The organism is Rhizobium sp. SSA_523 (genome assembly GCF_030435705.1).
GTDB lineage: Bacteria > Pseudomonadota > Alphaproteobacteria > Rhizobiales > Rhizobiaceae > Neorhizobium.
Genome location: NZ_CP129382.1, coordinates 2,722,501 through 2,744,616, shown reverse-complemented (window position 1 = coordinate 2,744,616; position 22,116 = coordinate 2,722,501). Strand labels below are relative to the sequence as shown.

Annotated in this window: 18 protein-coding genes (1 of these 18 only partly in view); 4 read left to right on the top strand and 14 right to left on the bottom strand. The window is 62.4% G+C overall.

Annotated elements, in window-relative coordinates:
• Positions 1-44 precede the first annotated feature (44 nt).
• Positions 45-947, top strand: coding sequence for a LysR family transcriptional regulator (locus QTJ18_RS21330; protein WP_252755285.1), 903 nt, complete (start codon positions 45-47; stop codon positions 945-947).
• A gap of 75 nt (positions 948-1,022) precedes the next feature.
• Positions 1,023-1,259: an Lrp/AsnC ligand binding domain-containing protein gene (locus QTJ18_RS21325; protein ID WP_252755284.1), complete on the top strand. Its 237-nt coding sequence runs from the start codon at positions 1,023-1,025 to the stop codon at positions 1,257-1,259.
• A gap of 175 nt (positions 1,260-1,434) precedes the next feature.
• Here the strand turns inward: QTJ18_RS21325 and QTJ18_RS21320 are convergent, their stop codons facing one another.
• From QTJ18_RS21320 to QTJ18_RS21290, 7 genes are all read right to left on the bottom strand, one after another.
• Entirely contained in the window at positions 1,435-1,638 is a 204-nt protein-coding gene (locus tag QTJ18_RS21320; RefSeq protein ID WP_252755283.1) for a hypothetical protein, read from the bottom strand.
• A 377-nt stretch (positions 1,639-2,015) separates the two neighbouring features.
• The gene (locus QTJ18_RS21315) at positions 2,016-4,646 is read right to left on the bottom strand and encodes an aminotransferase class III-fold pyridoxal phosphate-dependent enzyme (protein ID WP_252755282.1); all 2,631 of its coding nucleotides are present in this window, start codon (positions 4,644-4,646) and stop codon (positions 2,016-2,018) included.
• Between the two features lie 88 nt (positions 4,647-4,734).
• On the bottom strand, positions 4,735-7,230 hold the full coding sequence (locus QTJ18_RS21310) for a glycosyl hydrolase 2 galactose-binding domain-containing protein (protein WP_252755281.1): 2,496 nt from the start codon (positions 7,228-7,230) through the stop codon (positions 4,735-4,737).
• 10 nt (positions 7,231-7,240) lie between these two features.
• Positions 7,241-8,233 (bottom strand): DUF1839 family protein, encoded by a 993-nt coding sequence (locus tag QTJ18_RS21305; protein WP_252755280.1) that lies wholly within the window; start codon positions 8,231-8,233, stop codon positions 7,241-7,243.
• A 4-nt stretch (positions 8,234-8,237) separates the two neighbouring features.
• The gene (locus tag QTJ18_RS21300) at positions 8,238-9,146 is read right to left on the bottom strand and encodes an amino acid--[acyl-carrier-protein] ligase (protein ID WP_252755279.1); all 909 of its coding nucleotides are present in this window, start codon (positions 9,144-9,146) and stop codon (positions 8,238-8,240) included.
• 5 nt (positions 9,147-9,151) lie between these two features.
• Positions 9,152-10,336, bottom strand: coding sequence for an acyl-CoA dehydrogenase family protein (locus QTJ18_RS21295; protein ID WP_252755278.1), 1,185 nt, complete (start codon positions 10,334-10,336; stop codon positions 9,152-9,154).
• The gene (locus tag QTJ18_RS21290) at positions 10,336-10,587 is read right to left on the bottom strand and encodes an acyl carrier protein (RefSeq protein ID WP_252755277.1); all 252 of its coding nucleotides are present in this window, start codon (positions 10,585-10,587) and stop codon (positions 10,336-10,338) included. The genes QTJ18_RS21295 and QTJ18_RS21290 overlap by 1 nt, the downstream gene beginning before the upstream one ends.
• Before the next feature lie 182 nt (positions 10,588-10,769).
• Between QTJ18_RS21290 and QTJ18_RS21285 the strand changes: the two genes are divergently transcribed.
• Positions 10,770-11,663: a D-alanyl-D-alanine carboxypeptidase family protein gene (locus QTJ18_RS21285; RefSeq protein WP_354669092.1), complete on the top strand. Its 894-nt coding sequence runs from the start codon at positions 10,770-10,772 to the stop codon at positions 11,661-11,663.
• A gap of 57 nt (positions 11,664-11,720) precedes the next feature.
• Here QTJ18_RS21285 and QTJ18_RS21280 read toward each other — a convergent pair whose 3' ends face one another.
• The gene (locus QTJ18_RS21280) at positions 11,721-12,842 is read right to left on the bottom strand and encodes a lysine-2,3-aminomutase-like protein (RefSeq protein WP_252755275.1); all 1,122 of its coding nucleotides are present in this window, start codon (positions 12,840-12,842) and stop codon (positions 11,721-11,723) included.
• The gene (gene epmA / locus QTJ18_RS21275) at positions 12,839-13,915 is read right to left on the bottom strand and encodes an EF-P lysine aminoacylase EpmA (protein WP_252755274.1); all 1,077 of its coding nucleotides are present in this window, start codon (positions 13,913-13,915) and stop codon (positions 12,839-12,841) included. The genes QTJ18_RS21280 and epmA overlap by 4 nt, the downstream gene beginning before the upstream one ends.
• Before the next feature lie 166 nt (positions 13,916-14,081).
• Here epmA and efp point away from each other — a divergent pair, with 166 nt between their 5' ends.
• Positions 14,082-14,651, top strand: coding sequence for an elongation factor P (efp, locus tag QTJ18_RS21270; protein ID WP_252755273.1), 570 nt, complete (start codon positions 14,082-14,084; stop codon positions 14,649-14,651).
• 407 nt (positions 14,652-15,058) lie between these two features.
• Here efp and QTJ18_RS21265 read toward each other — a convergent pair whose 3' ends face one another.
• The 5 genes from QTJ18_RS21265 to QTJ18_RS21245 all read right to left on the bottom strand — a co-directional run.
• On the bottom strand, positions 15,059-16,507 hold the full coding sequence (locus tag QTJ18_RS21265; RefSeq protein ID WP_252755272.1) for an efflux transporter outer membrane subunit: 1,449 nt from the start codon (positions 16,505-16,507) through the stop codon (positions 15,059-15,061).
• 98 nt (positions 16,508-16,605) lie between these two features.
• Positions 16,606-19,731: an efflux RND transporter permease subunit gene (locus QTJ18_RS21260; protein WP_252755271.1), complete on the bottom strand. Its 3,126-nt coding sequence runs from the start codon at positions 19,729-19,731 to the stop codon at positions 16,606-16,608.
• Between the two features lie 41 nt (positions 19,732-19,772).
• On the bottom strand, positions 19,773-20,987 hold the full coding sequence (locus QTJ18_RS21255) for an efflux RND transporter periplasmic adaptor subunit (protein ID WP_252755270.1): 1,215 nt from the start codon (positions 20,985-20,987) through the stop codon (positions 19,773-19,775).
• A 139-nt stretch (positions 20,988-21,126) separates the two neighbouring features.
• Positions 21,127-21,732 carry a TetR/AcrR family transcriptional regulator gene (locus QTJ18_RS21250; protein WP_252755269.1) on the bottom strand — a complete coding sequence of 202 codons (606 nt, stop codon included), beginning with the start codon at positions 21,730-21,732 and terminating at the stop codon, positions 21,127-21,129.
• 21 nt (positions 21,733-21,753) lie between these two features.
• On the bottom strand, positions 21,754-22,116 hold the 3' end of the coding sequence (locus QTJ18_RS21245) for a phosphoribosylaminoimidazolesuccinocarboxamide synthase (protein WP_252755268.1). It continues 591 nt past the right edge of the window; the window shows 363 of its 954 coding nt (coding positions 592-954); its start codon lies beyond the right edge, outside the window; its stop codon occupies positions 21,754-21,756.

Sequence of the window (22,116 nt, the reverse complement as noted above, 5' to 3'; positions counted from 1 at the left end):
GCGAATTCTTCTCAACAGTTCATTCTCGAAAGGAATGATCCTGCATGTTGCCGCCTCGTCGCTTTCTGCCCTCGCTTTCGCTTCTGTCTGCATTCGATGCGGCGGCCCGCACCGGCAGCGTCACGGCGGCTGCCCACGAGCTGGGCCTGACGCAGAGCGCCGTCAGCCGGCAGATCGCCGCGCTGGAACGGCAGCTCGGCGTCACGCTCTTCCTGCGGGAGCGGCAGACGATCCGGCTGACGCTGGCCGGCGACACCTATGCGCGCGAGGTGCGTGAGGCGCTTCGGCGCATTTCCTCTGCCTCGCTGAACCTGAAGGCCAATCCCAGCGGCGGCACGCTCAATCTCGCAATCCTGCCTTTCTTCGGCAGCCGCTGGCTTGCGCCGCGCCTGCCACGCTTTCTCGCTCAGTATCCGGCCATTACGGTCAATCTGATCACGCGGCTGGAGCCCTTCGAATTCCGCTTCGATACGCTTGATGCCGCCATCCATTTCGGCGAAGCGCGGTGGCCGGGTGCCGAGCTGACATTTCTGATGCGGGAGGAGGTGGTTCCCGCTGCCAGTCCGGACCTTATCGGACGTTTGGGCATCTCGGCGCCTGCCGACCTGCTGCACGCACCGCTCCTGCACCTCAACACGCGGCCGGACGCCTGGGAAAGCTGGTTTTCATCCGGCGGCATCGGCTTCCAGGCACTGCATGGCATGCTTTTCGACCAGTTCGTCACCATGGTGGAAGCGGCCTCTGCCGGGCTCGGCGTGGCGCTCCTGCCGCGATTTCTGATTGCGCGGGAATTGCAGGCCGGCCAGCTCGCTCTTCCGGTTGAACAGGGCGGGAGCCATAGCGGCGACTATTTCCTGGCGGCGCCGCCGGAACGGGCCTCTTCGCCACCGCTGGCGGCCTTTCGTCACTGGATCCTGTCCGAGATTGCCGAGGAGCGGGTTGCGTGAGAGCAGAGCTTCAGCCAATAGTCCAAGCATCCCTTCATCCGCCGCCTTTGGGTGGCCAGATTGCGAGAATGCGCCATGAAGCCGATTTTTGTCCAACTCCGATGCGTGCCGGGCAAGACCTATGAGGTGGCGGATGCCATCTACAAGACGGAGCTCGTCTCGGAACTCTATTCCACCAGCGGTGACTGGGATCTGCTCCTGAAGATCTACTTGCCCGAGGGCGAGGAGATCGGCCGCTTCGTCAACGAGAAGATCGCGGCCATTCCGGGCATCGAGCGCTCCTTGACGACCTTGACCTTCACAGCCTTCTAGGGTCAAGCCTCTCCCAAATCCTGACCGGGTTTTGACCCTGCCTCTGTTGAGGCGGATCTGTCGCGCCAGGCGCTCGCCGGCGCAGCAATCGGTCTTGCACGAAAAAGCCGCCCGGATCGCGATGAGCGGGCGGCGTCCTGCCATGGTTTGCGCTGCGCCAAACGTCTGGCCCCGTTCAGGCCACCGCGGCCTGCGGATCCTGGGCGTTTTGCGCAAGAAGATGGTTGCGAATGGCGCGGCGTACATCGTCAGCCGTCGCGAAACGCTGTTCATCAAGATCGATGACGTGGAATTTGACGGCGATGAACTTCAGCCGATCCTGATCCGGAACGACGATGCCGACGGGTTCGCCGCCATATTCGATAACCTGCTTCTGCATGGTCATACTCCTGCTGTGGCTGCGCAAGGCAGCAAAGACGAATGAGACTGGTTTCAGATCTAGAGGAGGTGAAGCGTCACATTCGACAGCATGTGCGGGAGGATTTACCCGTGCATTTCACGCTGAGCGCCGCCTGATGAAGGGCAGTGCGGATCATGGTCGTCATGTCACTCTCCCTCATTCGGGTCCGTTTCGGTCATGCGCAGAGGTGCAGGTCAGAATTGTCTTACCTTGCCCTTGCCGCGGACTGTAATCGAGTCGCCCGACTGCTTCAATCAAATTTCTCTATAACTAGAATTTTTTTCTGTCCGATGACAGTAATGGGGCGAGTTTGTGAAAACATATTCGCCGCGCTGCACCATTTTGCAGCGCGCTGCCTAAATGGGGGCAGGCTCTGCTTCCTGCAAGGGCATTCTGTTTTCCGCTTCTTCCGCCGTCGCGGGCAAAAGAAAAGGCAAGGAAATTCCCATCATCTCCGCCAGCTGGTCGATCAGATCATCGAGCCTCGCCGGCGAAAGGCAATGGGGCGCGATGAGGGAAATGCGGTTTTCGCCCGCCACCAAAACGGCGATGCCGCGGCGAAGGAGGTCATCGGCCGCGGCTTGAGCCGTTCGATCCTCCAATAGCAGGTCATGGCTCAGCCCTTCTCCCTCACGCGCCAGTCGCCCATCGGAAGCTTGTGCCAAGAGGTCGAGGCGCCGGTGGAGTTCTGCGGCCGTTAGCTGGGCCTGCTCCATCAAACCCGCTTCTTCGAGCGCGTCGATGACATAGGTGCCGAGCCGGCAGGCGACGGCGCTGGCATCGGGCCGCGGCAGCGACAACCCCTCCGGCAGGCGGTCGCGGCTCATGATGACAGCCGCCAGCGGTTCGCCCGGCACCGGCGTCGGCGTGACCACGATATCGGGCGGTTCGTTTTGCTCCTGAAAGGCCCAGAAACTCCTCCCGTTCCGGCCAAACCCGGTGCGCCGTTCATCGGCGATCACGGGCCCGCCTTCGGAAAACACGCGATCCGCCAATTGTTCGGCCAGCTCCATGGCCAGAGGCTCCGTCGTCACTGCCACGACCGTATCGAGTTCGCCGGGCAGGCGCTGGAGAAGGGCAGCCTGATATTCGCTCTCCGCCTGTGTGCCGCCAAGCCCGTTGAGCAGGAGCCATTGCCGGTACGCGGTCTCCGCCAGACCAGCATGGCCGTGGCCGATGAGGCCGGCACTGCCGGACAGGTCGAGAAAGGGCCGGCCCTGCGCGTCGAAGACCTGATCCCGCCAGCCCCGGATGAAATGTCCCTCTCCGGCGACCGGCGCATCAAGGTCGAGGCCGAGGATCAGAGACGGGGACAGAACCAGCTGGCGCCAGAGCCCGACCTGCGATCTGGAGGTGAAGAGCGGTGGATCGAGGCTCATGCTGCGGCAAAGGCGGATGCGCAGCCCGCCGACAGACCCCTCGGCGCCGGCAATGACGCCGAGCCGATCGCCCGGAAACAGGGCCGTGCCATCCGCCAGAATCGTATCCAGTCCTTCAAGATGCAGGGTGATCTCGGGGCTGGTGAGATGCATCCGGCCCTCTTCCAGGCGGATCATGCCGCCAAAGGGCGCAACCGCAACGGTTCCGGCCGGAGCGCAGAGATCGACGTGCAAGGCATAATTTTCAGCCTCGGCCCTGGTGCTCTGATGGCTGCGCGACAGGCGATATTCGCCGAAACGCGTGGCGCCCATCTTGGTATCCCAGGCAATGCGGGCAAGCAGTTTCCAATCGCTTTCCGGATCTTCCCAATTGCCTTCGAAGAACGCGGTGCTCGCCGCCGACAGATCCACCAGGCGGATCTGATCCGGATCGAGCTCCGGCAACAGGCGTTCCAGCTCCGGATCGGAGGGCCGGGGCCAATCGACGGCGTCGCGGATCGCCGCTTCCATAAAGGCGGGCGAAACGGCGGTCGCCGCATCGAAGCGCTCGCGCAGATCCGTCAGGTGTGCCTCGTCCTGAAGCAGGCCCAGCACGGCATCGCGCTCGGTGGCGGCCCGCATCAGGCCCAGACGAACGATGGTCAGCGGCCACAGAGCCTTGATCTCGGCCTCCGTCAGCGGCAGTTCGGCATGGAAGCGCCTTACCGCCGGCAGGATTGACAGGGGATCCGCCCGTCGCAGGAGGATATCGGCGGCAAGTCCGGCCAGTGCGGCGACCAGCCAGCCTTCGCCCAGCGAGGCGGGATCTGTAAAGGCCGTCGGCTGCCAAACTCCGGCAAGCTTGCCGGAGGCGGTTTCATCGTCCCCCTCATCCGCCACCTCGCCGACCACTTCGGTCGGCACGGGTCGGTGATGAATGAGCTGGGTCCGCAAGTCCTGGCCGAGCGGCTGCACCTGCCGAAGCGCGGTGACCAGCGCCTTGGCGATGGGATCGCGCACGCCTGTGTCTTCGACATCGCGCAGGATCTTCACGACCGTCGGGCCGGCCTGGCGCAGATCGAGAGACGCGTGCAATACGGGCGGCTCTTCCCCGAAAGCCTCTTCGAAGGCAGCGGAGAGATCCCGGATCAGCCGCGCGGCAAAGGCACCGAAGATGTCGTCCGACACGGTCGCCGGGGCGGGGTCTCCAGGCGGGAGCGCGAAGACCCTTGCATAGCCTTCGCGATGCTCTTCGGTCTCCTCGAAGGGGCAGAGCAGCATGCCCTCATTGGTCTCCAGCGGATGCGGTCCCTGGATCCTTCCGGAATCCGGGCGCATATGCAGAAGAAGGCTCGCCTGGGTCTGGAACTGCTGCGCCAGTTCGGCGCTTTCGCAATAATCCAGACGACTGGTGACCTCCTCGTAGCGGACCAGGAAGACGGGGGGATCTGTCGCCAGTGGCTCGATGTCCCCGGAAAGACCATAATTGCTCGCCAGAAAAAGCTCGGGATCGGGCCAGCCCGTGTTGGATGCGAGCAGATCGTATGGCTGCAGGTCCGAGGCGACGTCTTCCGGGCCGATCGGGTCCCGCCGTGTGTCGTCTGGCTGCTGGTCAGGGGCATCGGCCATTCTGCGTCTCCGCTTGCGCTTTCGCATGAGAGATTAGCGCGTTCCGATGGGCCGTCCATAGGGCGCATGCGCGATTGCGCCTCCGCTCCTACAACTGAAGCCGCGTCCGCCCGTCCAGCGCCGAAATTTCACCGCTCGGCAGGCCCTGCCCCGGGTCGATCGCGGTCAGATTGACACGCTTTGTCGCTAAGGGAGACAGATGGAAGCCGTTATCGTCCGGCATCCACCCGGTAAAGTCGACAGTGACAGACTGAGCAAGGCTCGATGCCTTGATATCCAGGGCCCAGCGCGTTTCATCCAATCGGGTCACCGTCGCGTCCAGCGCCGCCTCGCGCAGGGCCGCTGCCCGTCCGAGGGGGAAGAAGAAGGCGTCTGCGATCGGCGCACCCGATGCACGGTCCGTCAGCCGGGCAATGGTGACGTCATGCGATGGCGGGCCAAAGCGATAGGCATAGTTTGTATCGAAGAAGGCACCGAAAAGTTCGGTCACCGCGAAGGATGCATGGGCGCGAGGCGCAAGGGCAAGGTCCCGATGTCCGGCGATCACCACCTGTTCGCTGTGGCACAGGCAGCTCACATCGAGGGCGAGATCAAGCGTTTCCTGCGTTTCGTTGAGCACATGGACATTGAGACCATTGACGCCTTCGTCGGACAATAGGACCTGAACCGGCCGGAAAGCCCGTTTCAGCGCATAAAAGACTGATTTTGGCCGGCCCGTCGCGTCGATGACTCCCCAGCCGGGGCCGGGAAGAAGATCCTGCAGCGTCCAGACCAGGCCGCCGCGGCACTCCGAGCCTGGCGAGCCGGGGGAAGCGGGGCGCCGCCATTCGGAAAAGCTCGCCTCCATGACGTCTGCCGGTGCAGCGCGCGAGAAGGCGAGATAGCGCTCCGGATCTTCGCGCCGCAGCCTTGCGGCATCGACACCGTAGAGTTGCGTGACATAATATTCGCGGACATCCTCGAAATCCCAGCTGGCGCCCGCATCGCGCGGCACGCGTGCCTTCCAGCGCGGATCGTGCAGGGCCGGAACCGGGAGATGCTGCGACAGGGTTGCTGCATCCGGCACATTGGCAAAGGCCAGGCATTCGGTGGCAAAGCGGAGATTGGCCCGCCGTGCATCATCGAGCGGCCGCATATAGGCGCCGACGCCGTAATAATGGCCGATGCCTGTATTGACGAAGAATGGCTGCGGGCCGCCACTTGGCGAGTTTTCGACATAAGCGAGATGCGGCAGATGCTCTGCGCAAACCGCCGGAAGAATGTCGGTGGTGAGGGCATTGCGCCAGGCTCGCTCGGGCAGGCCCAGCATTGCGCCCTGCTGATGCATCTCGCTGCCGCCGCAGACAATGGCGAGGGACGGCGATGCGGCATGGCGGCGAAGGAGTTGCGCCACTTCTGTTTTCACGTGAATCAGAAACTGCTCATCTGATTCCGGATAATCGAAATTGGCGAGCATCAGATCCTGCCAGACCAGGATGCCCAACTCATCGCAGAGGTCGAAAAAGGCCTGCGTCTCATAAGTCATGGTGCCGCCAATGCGGATCATGTTCATCCCGGCATCGGCAGCCTTGCGCAGAAAGGGCTCGTAGGCGGCTCGATCGCCGGGAAGATCGACGATGTCGGCGCAGGTCCAGACCGCGCCGCGGCAAAAGATCTCCTCCCCATTGACGTGAAGGGCGAAGCCTTCGCCATCCGCTCCGCGGTCAATCGCGATGTGGCGAAAGCCCGTGCGGCCAAGCTCATGGGCGACACCATCGACGAGAAGCGTGACCGCATGCAGGACCGGTGTGCCATGCGTGGCGGGCCACCAGGGTTCGATGTCCGGAAGGCTTAGCTCCGCCTGCCAGTCACCCGCCTCGGTTCGACGAAAACCGGCGCGTCGGCCGGCGCATTCCAGCAGGATTTCGCCCGAGAGGCCCTGAGCGGTGAAGCGTGCCGAGACTTTGCCGGTGCCGTTGCCGTCCAGGCGGCTTTGCAGAACCAGATCGCCAATCGCCTGCGCGCCTGGCCGCAGCAGAGTGACAGGGCGCCAGGGTCCGACTGCCACAATGTCCGGGCACCAACCCGGCATGAAGCCGAGCGCCGTGGTTCGCAGGAGACGCAAGCCCTGGCTGCGCATCATGCGAGGCCGCCAGCGGGCGCGTGGCCCCTTCCTGGAGAGATGCGGACCGATGGCGCGAAAGCAGATGGCCAGCTGATCCCGCCCCGTCAGCGACACTGCGACATCGACGCTTTCGAACATGCTGTCGCTCGCCAGGATCTTCTCGCCATTCCAGAAAACGTCGGCGATCACCGCGAGACCTTCAAAGCGCAGGATTGCGGGGCCGGGCGTTTCCGCAATATCCAGCCGGTACCATGCATCCAGCATGTCCAGCGGTGTGGGATGTGCGCGGTCGAACAGGCCCTGACGCTCCAGGGCGCCCGCCAGGGTCCCGGGTACCGGGGCAGCAAGCACGTCCAGTTCGGCGGGCAACTCCGTCGGCGTCTTAAAGGCGCCGGGCGTGGTCATTGCCACCGTCCATCCCTCGCGCAGGGCGCAGGCCCTGGTAAAGATCGTTGAAAGCCGCCCGGTCACTTCAGACATTCATCCTGTTTCACGCCGCCAGGCGCAGTTCCTGCAAATCGCGCTCCAGATGGGTCATCAGGAGATCCCATGCATCGATAGCCGGCTGCATGGCGCCGGAAAGCGCATCGAACTTCTTGCGTGTCAGCGCCCGTGCCAGCTGAAACTGCACGGATTTCGATGTCTGCGATATGATCTTCGCCTGATGGGAGGCCTCGGTCGGTGCCTTGTCCTGCCACAGCCAGTCGAGATGCGCCGCCAGAAGCTCGAAATTGGCTCCCAGCTGCCGCAGTGTGTTGAAGGCATATTTGTGGAAGAAGGCGAAGTCACGCTCCGCGAGTGCCCGAGCCTGATCGGGAAAGCGTTCGGCAAAGGCGAGAACAGGGTTTGCCGACGGCTTCCGGGAGAAATGACGAGACAGAAGCGCCCCCGCCACGGCCCGCTGACGCGCCGCCGCCATGGGGACGGCCGGAAATTTGGCAAACTCGGTATAAGGCAGGAAGGGCAGGCTTCCGGCTGCTGCAGGCTGGCGCTGGAAGAGGCCGTCGAAATCATCGCCCGAAAGGCTGAAAAACCCGCCATTGTGGAAGTAATCCACCGAGCGTCCGTCAATGTCCAGCCGGTTGATCGCCACGGTGGTTTTGCCGTGTTCGAGATGATAGGCGACGCCTCGCGTGTCCGGCATGTAGAAGCTGTCCATTTCCACCAGGCAGAGACGCCCCCGTCGCAGCTGCTCGCTAATATGCGCTTCCACTGTATCGAAGATCGCCAATTCGGTGACCCGTATGCCATAAAGGCTTTCCAGATCCTCCAGCGGCACCTTGAAGAAGGTGAACTGGTCGCCCTCGAAATCCTGGGTCAGGGTGAAACCGAGCATGGCTTCCGGCGCCACGCCATGGCTTGCCAGGACCTCGATCCACAAATCGACGTAGCAATTGGTCTCCGGCCAGTCGCGCTCGGCCGCATGAAGAGCATGCGGCCGGTAGCCCGCCGGAACAAGATCCGGGAAAACCTTCGTCGTCATCCGGTCAGCCCCACAGAACCTGGCGAACCTCTGCCGGCCAGTCCTTCACGTTCAGGCCGTGGGTGTGGAAGAGGGCGAGCGCAATGCGTTCCAGGCCGAAGCCGACGCAGGCCGTGTGGGCGGTGCTGCCATCTTCCAGGTTCAGGCCCCACTTCGTCCCGAAGGCATCCTGGTGATAGTTGAAGCTCATGCAGGCCGTGGGCTTGGCCTTCGAGGTAATCGGAATGAGAAGCTCGAATTTGAGGTTCTGGTCGCGCTGGTTGTTGGCCATCATCTTGCCGGCACGGCCGAAGAAGGGATCATTGGCCACATCGATCTCAACCTCCAGACCGACGAGCTTCATCATCTCCACACCGCGGTCCATCCAGCTCTGGCGGAAATCGGTCACATGGGTCTCGGTGCCCATGCAGACATATTCGCGCATGCGGAACAGCTGCTGGCGCGCCGGATCCTTGGACGGCTCATGGCGGAAGCAATAGCTCTGGAGATCGAAAAGCTTGCCGGTCATCGGCAGAGCGCCGCGGCGGGCAACCGTCGGATAGAGGGGATAGCAGGCCGCGGGGGTGAGGACGATGTCGGTCGCCTTCTGCTCCTTGGTCCAATCATCTCCCACTTCCATGCATTTCAAGAGGCTGAGGTGATCGTGGTCATTGCCGCAGAAGGAATGCACGGTCCCGGCCAACTGGGGGAAGCTCTTCATGTAGCCGCTGGTTTCGAAATAGGCGCGGTTCATGCCCGGCGGGAAGCGCATGGCCTCTGCCCCGTCATCGCCGCCGAAGCGGTCGATCAGGCGCTCGAAGGCACTGATCACATCTTCGAATTCGCCGCTGCGCCCGTAAAGGCCGTCGACACCGGTTTCGATCAGAAGGCCTGCGTCAAACAGGCGGTCGAGGAAATTGGTCTGCATGTCCATGATACTTACCCCAGAAGGCTGAGCTCCGGCTTCTGCACGAGAAGCATGGTTGCTGTGTTGCCGAGAATGCGGTCATTGGAAATCATCAGCCGCGCCGAATGGGCATCCCGCAGGTGCCGGCCAAGGCTGAAAGGCGTTCCGTTCTTGTATCCCATGATGCCGCAGATCAGCAGCGCCCGGTGGATGATCTCGAGGATCGTCTCCGACGAGGCGATCTTGACATTGTTCATCGCGATGGCGAAAGCCATGGACGAGAGCTTGTCGGGATTGGCGCGGGCATCGTCATAGGTGCGAAGACCGGTCAGCAGATTGGATTTGACCAGTTGCAGAAGGTTGACGGCCTCTGCCAGATGGCTGGCGCCGGGCGGAACCTGACCCTGGGCCTTGCGTGCCGCAGCGCGTACAAAGCTTTGCGCACGGGTAACGGCATCGGCCGCGATCCCGTACCAGACGCCGCTCCACAAGAGGTGCGACGTAGCCAGCATGCTCTGCGCTGCGATCTCGGCGAAAGGCTTCGGGAAGATCTGTTCCGCCGGCGCTTCGCCCTTGAAGAGAAAACCTTCGGAGCAGGTGCCACGCATGCCGAGCGTGTCCCATTCATTGGTCTTTTCCAGCGTGAACTGGTGCTTGAGGAAGACAGTCATCACCTGGTCACTGGGAGCGGCCCCGTCATGGGCGCGCGACGTGATCAGGATGGCGTCGGCCTCCAGCGCATAGGAGATGACGGTGGCATCCTTGCTCAGGCGGCAGGTGGTGCCATCGGTCTCGATCGCGCAGATGGAGTTGCGCAGATTGCCGCCGATCCCGCCCTCTGTCGTGGCGGAGGCCAGAAGATACTGGTGCTTGACCAGATCACGCATGAAGCCGAGATGCCAGGGGCTTTCCTCGCCGTGCTCCACAAGGCTCGATGCCTTGATGTGGTGCATGGCAAACACCATGGCCGTGGCGGAGCAGGCCTGACCGAGGATCATGCAGATCTCGGCGATCTCGGCAAGGCTCGCGCCTTCGCCGCCATGGGCGACGGGAACCTGGATCCCGAGAAGGCGCTCCGCCTTCAGCGCCTCTGCCGCCTCGCGCGGAAAACGTCCCGCACGGTCCACATCGTCGGCGAAGCGTGCGGCAATGGCAGCCACGCGGCCCGCTCTTTCGCCGAGTTTATCGGCCTGGGGGGCAAAGGCGAGAATGGTCATCAGGCGGCCTCTTGTGCCTTGAGGATCTGCTGAAGGGTCCCCTCGATGGCGGCGATGCTCGAGAAGGACTTGCGGTTGAGCAGATTGTCCGGAAACTCGATGTCGAATTTCTCCTCGATGGCCAGCATGACCTGCACCGATGCGAAGGATGACAAGCCGGCACTGTAAAGGTCTGCTGCATTGTCCAGATCGGCGACCGGTGTAGGCAGCCCGCCCACCTTGCTCAGAATGTCACGGATTGTGTCGTTCATTTCGACGTCTCCCAAATGTCCGTTTTCATCTGAGTGATGCTTACCGAACAAAGCATAAGGAAAGTCTAAGGTAGCTGGTGAAGCCTTCCTGCAGGAGAAAGCTCAAATTTTACCAGATCCCATTGCGCCGTTTCGGGACATTTGGAAATTTAGCTCTATGTTTCAGCGGATTACGGAAATTCATGCGGGAGATATTCATGGGCCTGGCACGCACCCCGATCAGGAGCTTTACGGCTTGTTTACTCTTTTGGACGATGGCGAGTGTGCCGGTTCTGGCCAGTCAGGCGCAGATTCTGGTCGATGCATCGTCGCGCGCCGTCCTGTTGGCCAAAAATGCGGACATGCCTATCCGGCCAGCCTCGCTGACGAAAATGATGACGCTCTATCTGACCTTCGAGGCGCTTGGCCGTGGAACACTCTCCTGGGATGAGCGTATCGCTGTGTCGCGGGCTGCGGCCGGCACGGTACCGTATAAACTGGACGTGCCGGCGGGAGGGACAGAGACGGTTCGAGAAGCGGTGAACGGCATTATCGTCCTCTCCGCAAACGACGCGGCCATTGCGCTTGCGGAGCGCCTGGGCGGCAGCGAGGCGCGTTTTGCCGGAATGATGACGGCAAAGGCGCGGCAGCTGAAAATGACAGACACCACATTTCGCAATGCGACCGGGCTGACCGCCGAGGGCCAGTTGACCACTGCCCGTGACATGGCCGTGCTCGGCCTCGCGCTGATGCAGCATTTTCCGCGCCAGTTCTCGCTGTTTTCGATGAAAACCACGCAGTTTCGCGGAAAGAGGCTGACCGGGCATAATTACATGCTGGATCTCTACCCGGGGGTGGACGGGATCAAGACCGGCTATACAAGCGCATCCGGGTATAATGTCGTCACGTCCGTCAAACGCGGCAACCGGCATTATGTCGGGGTCGCCATGGGATATCCGACGGACAAGGCTCGCGACCAGGCCATGGTCAGGCTCTTTGAGGACAAGTTCGGCGGCAGGTCGTCCGGAGGGCGGTCAGATCCTCCCGCGGCAGCGACAGGAAAGCCGGCTCTCGGTGGGGCCGTCGGCCTCTACTGACGCATTGGCACAAGGTGGCTGGAACCGGTCATTCTGCCCGGGGGCAAAGCCTTTCAGTCATGCCGAAGACGGAGGATAGGCGTGCTCCCGGCCGCGATAATCGCGAACCGTGTAGGCGCCGGCTTTGCCCGATCTGCCCATTTTGCCCTCTGCGCCCGTTCCTTCGATGCCCATTATGTCTGCGTCTTCGTCGTCACGGCGCACCGCGCTTGCGGCGATCACCGCCTTGCCGAAGCCGCCGGGAATGTCGAGCACGTAAGTCGGCTGACACAAACCCGACACACGCCCGCGCAGAGCCGCAACAAGGGCCTGCCCCTCCTCGATGTCGAGGCGGAAATGGCTGGTTCCGGGCGCAAGATCGGGATGATGCAGGTAATAGGGCTTGATGCGGTTCTCGACGAAGCGGCGCATCAACTGGGCAAGGATATCGGCATCATCATTGATGCCTCTCAGCAGCACGGTCTGGCTGATGAGGCTGATGCCGGCATCCGCCAGACGCGCACAGGCATTGCGCGCATCCAGGCTCATCTCCCGCGGGTGGTTGGCATGGATCGCGACATAGACCGTCTTGCCGCAAGCCTTGAGGGCCTGGATCAGCTCTCCATTGACCAGAGCGGGGTCGACAATCGGAACCCGGCTGTGAATGCGCACGATCTGGACATGCGCGATGCCGGCGATCTCCCGCATGATCTCTCCAAGCCGCCGCGGCGACAGCACAAGGGGATCGCCGCCCGTCAGGATCACCTCCCAGATCTGCGGATGCGATCGGATATAGGCAAAACATGCCTGAAGCTCGTCCGGCGAGAGCGTGCCATCGCCGGCCGGGCCGACCATTTCCCGGCGAAAGCAGAACCGACAATAGACCGGACAGACATGCACGGCCTTCAGCAGCACCCGGTCCGGATACCGATGGACGATCCCCTTGACGGGAGAATGGGCGGAATCGCCGATCGGATCGGCTCGTTCCTCCGGCGTGGTGGCAAGCTCCCGGGCATCGGGCAGAAATTGGCGGGCGATGGGATCCGCAGGATCGGCGGTGTCGATGAGCGCAGCCATGGCGGGCGTCACGGCAATGGCGTAGCGGTGCGCGACGGCCGCGGCGTCTTCAAGCCTATCCGCCGGCAGAAGTCCCGCTGCGGCAAGGTCGGCTGGAGTCTTGAGCGTGCGGGCCGCCGTCATGACCACTCCACCACCGGCGCCCACAAGACCTGGTCGATCCGCTCTGCCCCGGTGGCCAGCATCACCAGCCGGTCGAAGCCGAGCGCGATGCCGCTGGCGGCGGGCATGAGGGAGAGGGCTTCGAGAAAATCCTCGTCCAGGGGATAGGTCTCTCCGTAGCGGCTTTGCTTCTCGGCCATTTCGACCTCGAAGCGCAGGCGCTGCTCGACGGGATCGGTGAGTTCGCCAAAGGCATTGGCCAGTTCCACGCCGCAGGCATAAAGCTCGAAGCGCTCCGCCACGCGCGGATCGTCTTCTGTCGGGCGGGCGAGCGCCGCCTCGCAGATGGGGTAGCGGTCGAGGAGCGTCGGCCGGTCCCTGCCCAGCTCCGGCTCGATCTTCTCCACCAGCACGCGGGAATAGAGATCGGTCCAGCTATCGTCCGGCGCGTAGCGTATGCCCGCTTTGGCCAGCTGCGCGGCCAGCCGATCAAGATCCGGGACGAAGTCCGCACCAATGGAGGCGAGGATATCGATCCCGGCAAAGCGGTCGAAGGCGTCGGCAACCGAAAGCCGCTCAGGCTCGGCGAAGGGATCGCAGGTCATGCCGCGAAAGGAAAACCGCCGCGTGCCGGCAGTTTCGGCCGCCAGAGCAAGAAGATCGCTGCAGTCGCGCATGAGGACGGTATAGGCCTCTGCGACCCGGTACCATTCCAGCATGGTGAATTCCGGGTGGTGCAGGGGGCCGCGCTCCCGATTGCGGAAGACATGCGAAAAGCAGGCGATGCGCGTCTCGCCGGCCGCCAGCAGTTTCTTGCAGGAAAATTCCGGCGATGTGTGGAGATGCAGGGGCAAGGCGCGGCCATCGATCGACAGGGCCCTGGTCGAGAAGGCATGAAGATGGGCTTCGTTGCCGGGCGAGACCTGCAGGATCGACGGGTCCACCTCGACAAAGTCCTGGCGGGCGAAATGGGCGCGGATAGCGGACTGGATCCGGTTGCGGCCGATCAGGAAGGGGCGGCGGTCCTGATGCACCTGCGGTCTCCACCAGCGGGCTGTCAAAGGGGTTAGGCTGGTTTCAGGGTCAGGTTTCATCTCGGGCTTTCTTCCGCTGGAAAGCCCGCCGAGGCTTCCACTTTCCGCGAATTTGAGGTAGGTGCGCGCAAGACATTTATAAGGCGTCCCTCAAGGCTGGCGGTTGGCTGGTCCTCTACGACGCATTTCAAGAACTGACAAGCCAAGGCAGTCACAAGGAAATCCTATGGTCAAGATTATCGCCTCCTCCGTCCGCAAGGGCAATGTTCTCGATGTCGACGGCAAGCTCTATGTCGTCCTGACGGCGCAAAACTTCCATCCGGGCAAGGGCACGCCGGTCACGCAGGTCGATATGCGCCGCATCGTCGACGGCGTGAAAGTCTCGGAGCGCTGGCGCACCACGGAACAGGTCGAGCGCGCCTTCGTCGAGGATGTGAACTTCCAGTTCCTCTATGAGGATGGCGAAGGCTTCCACTTCATGAACCCGGAATCCTATGATCAGGTCGTCGTCTCGGAAGAGACCATGGGTGACCAGAAGGCCTATCTCCAGGAAGGCATGACCTGCATCCTCTCCATCCATGAAGGCCTGCCGCTTGCCCTTCAGCTGCCCCGCCATGTGACGCTGGAAATCGTCGAGACCGAGCCGGTCGTAAAGGGCCAGACGGCCTCGTCGTCCTACAAGCCGGCCATGCTGTCGAACGGTCTGCGCACCCTGGTCCCGCCGCATATCGATGCCGGCACCCGCGTCGTGATTGCCACCGAAGACAATTCCTACGTCGAACGCGCCAAGGACTGAGCCTCCGTCCTTCGGGATCTGCGGGCCTTCTGTCACAAGGCGCGGTTTGATCCGCACAGATCATGAAGGCGATGGCATAATCATCCTGGTTGGGTTTCGACCCTGGCACTATGGCGGGCTTCGGCCCGCCTTTTTCATGTCCGCTCGATTTCCAGGCGTTTGATCTATGGTCGACAAGTTGCAGGCCGTCCGGATGGCGCCGGCCGTGCGTGGTCGATGCGTCCTGTCCTGGTTGCACTGTTCTGGCCAGGCGCCAGATTTTCAGTGTCACGCGCAAGATGGAGCGGCAGAGCGCCGGAAAGGCCATGGGCGGACATAGAAAATCCCCGGATCGCGGTGCGTCCGGGGATGAGAGTGGCGTTCGACGTGACTGAGAGCAAGACCGCAACCGGTCTTGCCGGAGGTGCTCAGCGTGCTGCGCCCGACTTTGCGGCTGCGGCGACCAGCGTCGGGCCCTTGCCCCAGGCATAGCCGCCACCGATCGCGACGTTGAGCGAAACGTAATCCTGCGCCTGCTGCTGGATGGCCTGAGCAAGGCTGGCCTGGGCCGCGGATACCTGGCGCTGAGCATCCAGCACGTCGAGCAGCGAGGAAGCGCCGTCGCGGTAGCTGGCGGTCGCAAGATCGAGCGCCTCGTTATAGGAGCGAACGGTGTCGCGAAGCGCAGCAACGGTACGGCCATCGCGCATGACTGCCGCCAGCGCATTTTCCACTTCCTCAACCGCGTTCAGAACGGTCTGCTTCCAGTTCAGGTAGGATTCGCGGGCCTGCGATTCGGTATTGCTCAAATTGGCGCGCAGCTGACCGCCATCGAAGATCGGCAGGTTCAGCGTCGGGCCGAAGGACCAGGTCAGCTGACGCGCGATGGAGCCCGAGCGGCCGGCCACCTGGGTGAAGGAGGGCGTAATCGATCCGCCGAGGCTGATCGATGGGTAAAGCTGCGCCTCGGCCACGCCAATCTGGGCGACAGCGGCCGCCAGGGCGCGTTCTGCGCCGCGAATATCGGGACGGTTGCGAATGAGATCGGCAGGAACGCCCGTCTTGGCATTCAGGCGCGCCACCGGTTGCCCGGCGCCTCTCTGCAGGTCGGCCAGCAGCGAGGAGGCGGGCTGTCCGAGAAGCGTCGCGATACGGTGGGCGGCCCGCCGGAAGTTGGTTTCGAGGCCCGGAATGTCCGCAATGGTCGAATTGACGAGACCTTCGGCCTGGACAACATCCAGGCGCGAGGCGGCGCCCGCTTCAAGCTGAAGGCGGGTCAATTGCAGGGTCTCCCGCCGCGACTTCAGGTTCGACTGCGCGATTGCGATGCGTTCCTGGAAATAGCGAACATCAATATAGGCACCCGCGACGGAAGACAGAAGCGAGAGGCGCGCGGTGTCGACATTGGCATAGGCCGCGTCCAGCGAGGCCAATGCCGATTCCTTGGAACGTCTGTAGCGGCCGAAGAGATCGAGGAACCACGAGACGTCGAAGGCGGCCGCGGCCTGCGTCTTCGTCGGCGTGTCCGGCGTCCTGCCGAAGCCTTCGGCGCCGGTGCGAACGCCTTGCGACGACAGGGTGAGGCTCGGGAGCGCGTTGGCGCCGGCCGAGACGACATTGGCCTCTGCCTGGTTGATTCGCTCCAGAGCCTGCAGAACGCTCAGGTTCTGATCCAGCCCGGTCGCCATCAGCCTGTCCAGGCGGCGGTCGTTGAATGCCTGCCACCAGGCCTTCTGCGAGACGTCCCCGTTACTGCTGGTGCTGCCTTCGGCGTATTTCACCGGCAATGCAATTTCCGGAGCCTTGTGATCCGGTCCGAGCACACAGCCAGACAGCAAGAGCATTACAAGGGGAGCTGCTGCGCGTATGGAAGTCATTGGTCAATCCCGGTTTCGCGATGATGTCATTCATCGAACTTGCAACACGATAGCGCCGGCTGGACGGGCGCCTGAATAATGATGAAAACCCGATTACGTCATGGGCGGACAACAGATTCGTTTTCTGCGGTTTTTTTACCCCTTGTTAATCTCCGTACCACCACAAAAAACGAGGGGACGAAGAAAATTCCGAGGACTGTTGCAGAAAGCATACCCCCGAGCACCCCGATACCGATCGAGTTCTGGGCAGCGGAACCAGCGCCCGTTGCAATTGCCAGCGGCACAACGCCCAGGATGAAGGCCAAGGAGGTCATGATGATCGGGCGCAGGCGAAGGCGTGCGGCCTCAAGCGTTGCATCCAGAAGCGAGCTTCCGGCCGCCTGCCTGTCCTTGGCGAATTCGACGATCAGGATCGCATTCTTCGCCGCCAGTCCGATCGTGGTGAGAAGGCCCACCTTGAAGTAGACGTCATTGGTCTGTCCGAAGAGAAGCGCTGCCGCCAGGGCGCCCAGCACGCCGATGGGAACCGCCATGATGACGGAGAAGGGGATGGACCAGCTCTCGTAAAGGGCCGCCAGGCACAGGAAGACCACGAGGATCGACAGGGCATAGAGAAGCGGTGCCTGCGAGCCGGATAACCGCTCCTGATAGGAGATCCCCTGCCAGGCCACCGTATAGCCGCCCGGCAGTTCCGATGTCAGCTGCTCCATGGTGTTCATGGCCGTGCCGGAACTGACGCCGGCCCCCGCAGCGCCGTCCAGGGAGATCGCGCTGACGCCGTTGAACCGGCTGAGGGTTGGAGCACCAGCGACCCATTGGGTTTTCAGGAAGGAGGAGAAGGGCACCATCTCGCCCGTGCTGTTGCGGGCATACCAGTTGTTGATGGCATCGGCCTGCATGCGGTAAGGCGCATCGCCTTGAACATAGACCGGCTTCAGTTCGCCATTCAGGGTGAAGTCGTTCACGTCCCGCCCGGCGAAGATGACCGACAGCATCGCATTGACGCTGGCGATATCGAGGCCCATGGCGCCCATCTTTTCCTGGTCGAGCAAGAGCTTCAGCTGCGTTTCGGCGGGCGGGTTGTTGGAGCGCAGGGAGCTGACATTCGGATTGCCGTTGCCGGTCTGGATCAGCTGCCCGGAGGCGCGGGTCAAGGCATCGGTGCCGTTCTTGCCGCTATCGACCAGATACATGGAGAAACCGCTCGATGTGCCGAGGCCTGGAATGGCCGGCGGCTGCAGCGGGAAGACCATGGCGTCGCGAATCGTCATGAAGTAGCCCATGGCGCGCCCGACGACAGCCGAGGCCGCAAGCTTCGGGTCGGTCCGTTGATCGAAATCCTTCAGCTTGGCAAAGACGAGGCCGTAATTCTGGCCCGAACCGGTGAAGGAAAAGCCCGATACCGCAAAGACATCCAGGATCGCGTCCTTCTCCTGCTCCATATAATAGGTCTCGATCTTCTTGATCACCTCTTCCGTCCGGGTCGCCGTAGCGCCGTTCGGCAGCTGGATGATGGTCATCAGGACGCCCTGGTCTTCTTGCGGCAGGAAGGCGCTGGGAAGCCGCAGGAACATCCATCCGCACCCGCCGATGATCAGCACGAACATCAGCATCACCCGCAAGGGGCGCTTGAGCAGGTAGCCGATCGTCCCGACATAGCCGTTCGTCGTGCGGTCGAAATTGCGGTTGAACCAGCCGGCAATCCCGCGCCTTTCGCCGTGATGGTTGATCGGTTTCAGCATTGTGGCGCAGAGCGCCGGCGTCAGGACGATCGCCACCAGGGCCGAAAGCAGCATGGCGGAGACGATGGTGATCGAGAACTGGCGATAGATGATGCCGGTGGAGCCGCCGAAAAAGGCCATCGGAATGAAGACGGCGGTAAGGACGAGCGCGATGCCGACGATGGCGCCGGTGATTTCGCCCATGGATTTCTCCGTCGCCTCCTTCGGGGGCAGACCCTCCTCGGTCATGATGCGCTCGACATTTTCCACCACCACGATGGCGTCGTCCACGAGGAGGCCGATCGCAAGGACCATGGCAAACATGGTCAGTGTATTGATGGAATATCCCGTCAAGGCCAGGACGCCGAAGGTTCCGAGCAGCACCACGGGGACGGCGATCATCGGAATGAAGGTGGCGCGCAGATTCTGCAGGAAGATCAGCAGGACCACGAAAACGAGGATGATCGCCTCGAACAGGGTGTGGACCACCTTCTCGATCGACAGCTCGACAAAGGGCGTCGTATCGTAGGGATAGGTGATCACGACATTTTCCGGCAAGGACGGAGCGATCGAGTTCAGGGCCGTCTTGACGCGGTCGGCAGTGTCCAGAGCATTGGCGCCGGTCGCAAGATTGACGGCAAAGCCGGTGGCGGGGTTGCGATTGGATCGGGTGTTGGTCGTGTAGCTTTCCTGCCCGATCTCGATGCGCGCCACATCGCTCAGCCGCACGGTGGCGCCGCCCGTCTCGGTCTTCAGGATGATCGACTTGAACTCGCCCACCGTCTGCAACTGGCTTTGTGCCGTGACGGTGACATTGATCTGCTGGCCTTCCACGGCGGGCAGGGCGCCGAGGGAACCGGCGGAGACCTGGGTGTTCTGCGCCTGGATGGCGGTGGTGATGTCGGTTGGCGTCAGCTGGAACTTGTTCAGCTTGTAAGGGTCGAGCCAGATCCGCATGGCATAACCGGTGCCGAAGACCTGAATGCTGCCGACGCCTTCCAGCCGCTTGATCTGGTCTTCGATCTGGGTCGAGAAGATGTCGCCCAGCTCGACCGGCGAGCGTTTGGCATCGGTGGAGACGAGCGCGCCGACCAGGAGGATGCTGGAGGTGGAGCGGGTCACGGTGATGCCGGCCGTCTGCACGACGTCCGGCAATTGTGACTGCACAAGCTGCAGCTTGTTCTGCACCTGAACCTGGGCAATGTCGGGATCGATGGAATTGCCGAAGGTCAGCGTGACCGAGGCCGATCCCGTACTGGAGGAGGATGTCATATAGGTCAGGTCATCGAGACCCGTCATCGCATCCTCGATGATGGTGGTCACCGATTTTTCGACTGTTTCGGCGCTGGCGCCGTTGTAGGTCGCGGCGATGCGCACCGTGGTCGGCGCGATTTCCGGATATTGGGCAATCGACAGGGTCGTGATCGCCAATCCGCCGCCCAGCATGATGATAATGGCGATGACCCATGCGAAAATGGGTCGATGAATGAAATATCGTGCCATGGGTCAGCCCCTCGCGCCTGTGTCTATCCGGTTTTGAGCCATCACGGTTTCGCCTCGGATTTGGCGGGTTCGGCGGGGGTTTCGACAACGATGCCTTGTTCATTGATGGTCGACGGTACGGGATCGACCGGCGCGCCGGGGGCGATCTTCTGCAGTCCGTCGATGATCAGCCGGTCGCCGTCCTTGATATTGGTGGTGACAAGCCAGTCATTGCCGGAGATCTGGCTCTTGTCGAAGGTGCGCGGCTCGACCTTGTTGCCCTCGCCGACGAACATGGCGGTCAGCGTGCCGTTGGCATTGCGCGTGGCGGCCCGCTGGGGAATGAGATAGCCGTTTTCATAGCCGACGATCACCGTTGCCCGCACATACATGCCGGGCAGGATCAGGTTGTCCGGATTGTCGAAGACGGCGCGGATCTGATAGGTGCCGGTGGTCAGGCTGACGGCCATTTCGGCCATGTCCAGCTTGCCTGTCTTCGGATATTCGGTGCCGTCCTCCAGCGCCAAGCGGATATCGGCTTCCGTCGCATTGCCCTTCAGGCGTCCTTCGGCAATTGCCGCGCGAAGCTCGAGCAGGTTCGAGCTGGAATCATTCAGGTCGACATAGATCGGATCGATCTGCCGCAGGGTGGTCAGCGCTGTCGTCTGGTTGGCCGTGACGATATTGCCGATGCTGACATTGGAGATTGTCGTGACGCCATCGAAGGGAGCGCGGATCTCGGTATAGCCGAGGCTGATTTCCGCCGTCTGCAGGGCGGCCTTGGCCTGGGCTACATCGGCCTGGGCCTGCAGCAGGGCCACGCGTGCATTTTCATACTCGATCTGGGTCGCGCCGCTGTTGACCAGGCGCTCGTAGCGGCTGAAATTCGCCTGAGCGCTCGGCACGCTGGCCTGCGCCTTGGCCAGCGTCGCCCTGGCCTCTTCCAGCGCGGCGCGATAGGTCTCATCGTCGATCCGGTAGAGAATGTCGCCCGCCTTGACCTCGCTGCCCTCCTTGAAGGTGATCTCCTCGATGATGCCGTTCACCCGCGGGCGGACCTCGGCCTCGCGAAAGGCCACGGCGCGGCCGGGCAGAATGCGCGTCAGCGGCTGCTCGGCGGATGTCATGGTCGAAACCGCGACCTTGGTCGGCGGGCGCTCCTGGGATGCTGCACCGCCGGCGCCTGGGCCGGCCGCGCCGCTGGAATTGCCTTGGTCGCTGCAGCCGACAAGGGCGAGCGACAGCAGGAGAGAAACGACAAGTCGGTGCTGTTTCATAAGGTCGGTCCGATGTTGAGGGCGCGGCGGGCTGGCCGGAAAGGCCAAGTTTGAAGTCAATCGATGAGGGCGGCAAGTCACAAAAGCAACCGCCTGCCGCAAGGGGAGGCGCGGACTTGGTGACGTATAGAAGATATCGTCACTTCACAAGCGGATTTTGCAGTGCAGCGTTCACGAGCGCGCTGAGTTGGCGGCACTGCACAATGAGCTCGTCAGGATCCTGCCGCGCCAGGAAAACCGGGTGCAGCACCGCGGCGAAGGCTGCCGCGACGGTCCGGCTGACCTCGCGTGACTCGGAGCAGTGATAAATGCCTTCGGCCCGGCCATGCTGGATGATGGCGTGGAAGAGATCGTCGATCATCTCCTTGTAGAGCGCGCCGCAGGGGGAATCATGCTCCGACAGGACGAAGATCATCTCCAATATATAGGGCGTATCGTCCAGCGACGCGATATGCGTCATCATCAATCGCTCTGCGGCAATCTGCAGGCGTTCGGGCGCGGGAGCCTTAACGTCGAATGTCTGGATCTGCCCCACCATGACGTCGATCTTGCGCTGGCAGATGGCGTCGATCAGCGCGACCTTCGAATGAAAGTGTTTGAAGATATTGGCCGGCGACATGGAGAGCGCCTGCGCGACATGGGCGATCGAGCAGCCGGCTATGCCGCGCTCGCCGAACAGCCGCTCGGCCACCGCAAGGATCTCGGCCCGTGTATCTTCGGCCTTACGGCGCGGTCGTCTGGTCATGCTTCGCCTTTCTTGCCTGGCTCAGAGGAAGAAGCCCGCAAGATTGTCGCGAATGCGGGCCAGAATGTCCTCGCCTTCGTCGATGGGTTCGATGGTTTCGCCGGTGATGCTGGCAAAGGCCTCCCGGTAGACGGCCGCCGTGCGATCCACGAGCGCCTGGGGAATGGCTGGAATCGGATCCTTATACGGGTCGCACCGTTCGGTCACCCAGGCGCGCACGAAATCCTTGTCGAAGCTCTGCGGTCGCTCGCCGGCCTCGAAGAGGGCAGGATAGCTTTCAGCCATCCAGTAGCGGCTGGAATCCGGCGTGTGGATTTCGTCCGCCAGGATGATCGTGCCCGTCTCGTCGGTGCCGAATTCGTATTTCGTGTCGGCTAGGATCAG

What these genes read in the sequence shown, in the direction of transcription:
- QTJ18_RS21305 (WP_252755280.1), bottom strand. Translation starts at nt 8,233, where the DNA reads ATGACGACGAAGGTTTTCCCGGATCTTGTTCCGGCGGGCTACCGGCCG.
- QTJ18_RS21280 (WP_252755275.1), bottom strand. Translation starts at nt 12,842, where the DNA reads ATGACGGCGGCCCGCACGCTCAAGACTCCAGCCGACCTTGCCGCAGCG.
- QTJ18_RS21295 (WP_252755278.1), bottom strand. Translation starts at nt 10,336, where the DNA reads ATGACCATTCTCGCCTTTGCCCCCCAGGCCGATAAACTCGGCGAAAGA.
- QTJ18_RS21300 (WP_252755279.1), bottom strand. Translation starts at nt 9,146, where the DNA reads ATGGACATGCAGACCAATTTCCTCGACCGCCTGTTTGACGCAGGCCTT.
- QTJ18_RS21285 (WP_354669092.1), top strand. Translation starts at nt 10,770, where the DNA reads ATGCGGGAGATATTCATGGGCCTGGCACGCACCCCGATCAGGAGCTTT.
- QTJ18_RS21330 (WP_252755285.1), top strand. Translation starts at nt 45, where the DNA reads ATGTTGCCGCCTCGTCGCTTTCTGCCCTCGCTTTCGCTTCTGTCTGCA.
- QTJ18_RS21290 (WP_252755277.1), bottom strand. Translation starts at nt 10,587, where the DNA reads ATGAACGACACAATCCGTGACATTCTGAGCAAGGTGGGCGGGCTGCCT.
- QTJ18_RS21325 (WP_252755284.1), top strand. Translation starts at nt 1,023, where the DNA reads ATGAAGCCGATTTTTGTCCAACTCCGATGCGTGCCGGGCAAGACCTAT.
- epmA (WP_252755274.1), bottom strand. Translation starts at nt 13,915, where the DNA reads ATGAAACCTGACCCTGAAACCAGCCTAACCCCTTTGACAGCCCGCTGG.
- QTJ18_RS21310 (WP_252755281.1), bottom strand. Translation starts at nt 7,230, where the DNA reads ATGTCTGAAGTGACCGGGCGGCTTTCAACGATCTTTACCAGGGCCTGC.
- QTJ18_RS21260 (WP_252755271.1), bottom strand. Translation starts at nt 19,731, where the DNA reads ATGGCACGATATTTCATTCATCGACCCATTTTCGCATGGGTCATCGCC.
- QTJ18_RS21250 (WP_252755269.1), bottom strand. Translation starts at nt 21,732, where the DNA reads ATGACCAGACGACCGCGCCGTAAGGCCGAAGATACACGGGCCGAGATC.
- QTJ18_RS21265 (WP_252755272.1), bottom strand. Translation starts at nt 16,507, where the DNA reads ATGACTTCCATACGCGCAGCAGCTCCCCTTGTAATGCTCTTGCTGTCT.
- QTJ18_RS21255 (WP_252755270.1), bottom strand. Translation starts at nt 20,987, where the DNA reads ATGAAACAGCACCGACTTGTCGTTTCTCTCCTGCTGTCGCTCGCCCTT.
- QTJ18_RS21315 (WP_252755282.1), bottom strand. Translation starts at nt 4,646, where the DNA reads ATGGCCGATGCCCCTGACCAGCAGCCAGACGACACACGGCGGGACCCG.
- QTJ18_RS21320 (WP_252755283.1), bottom strand. Translation starts at nt 1,638, where the DNA reads ATGCAGAAGCAGGTTATCGAATATGGCGGCGAACCCGTCGGCATCGTC.
- efp (WP_252755273.1), top strand. Translation starts at nt 14,082, where the DNA reads ATGGTCAAGATTATCGCCTCCTCCGTCCGCAAGGGCAATGTTCTCGAT.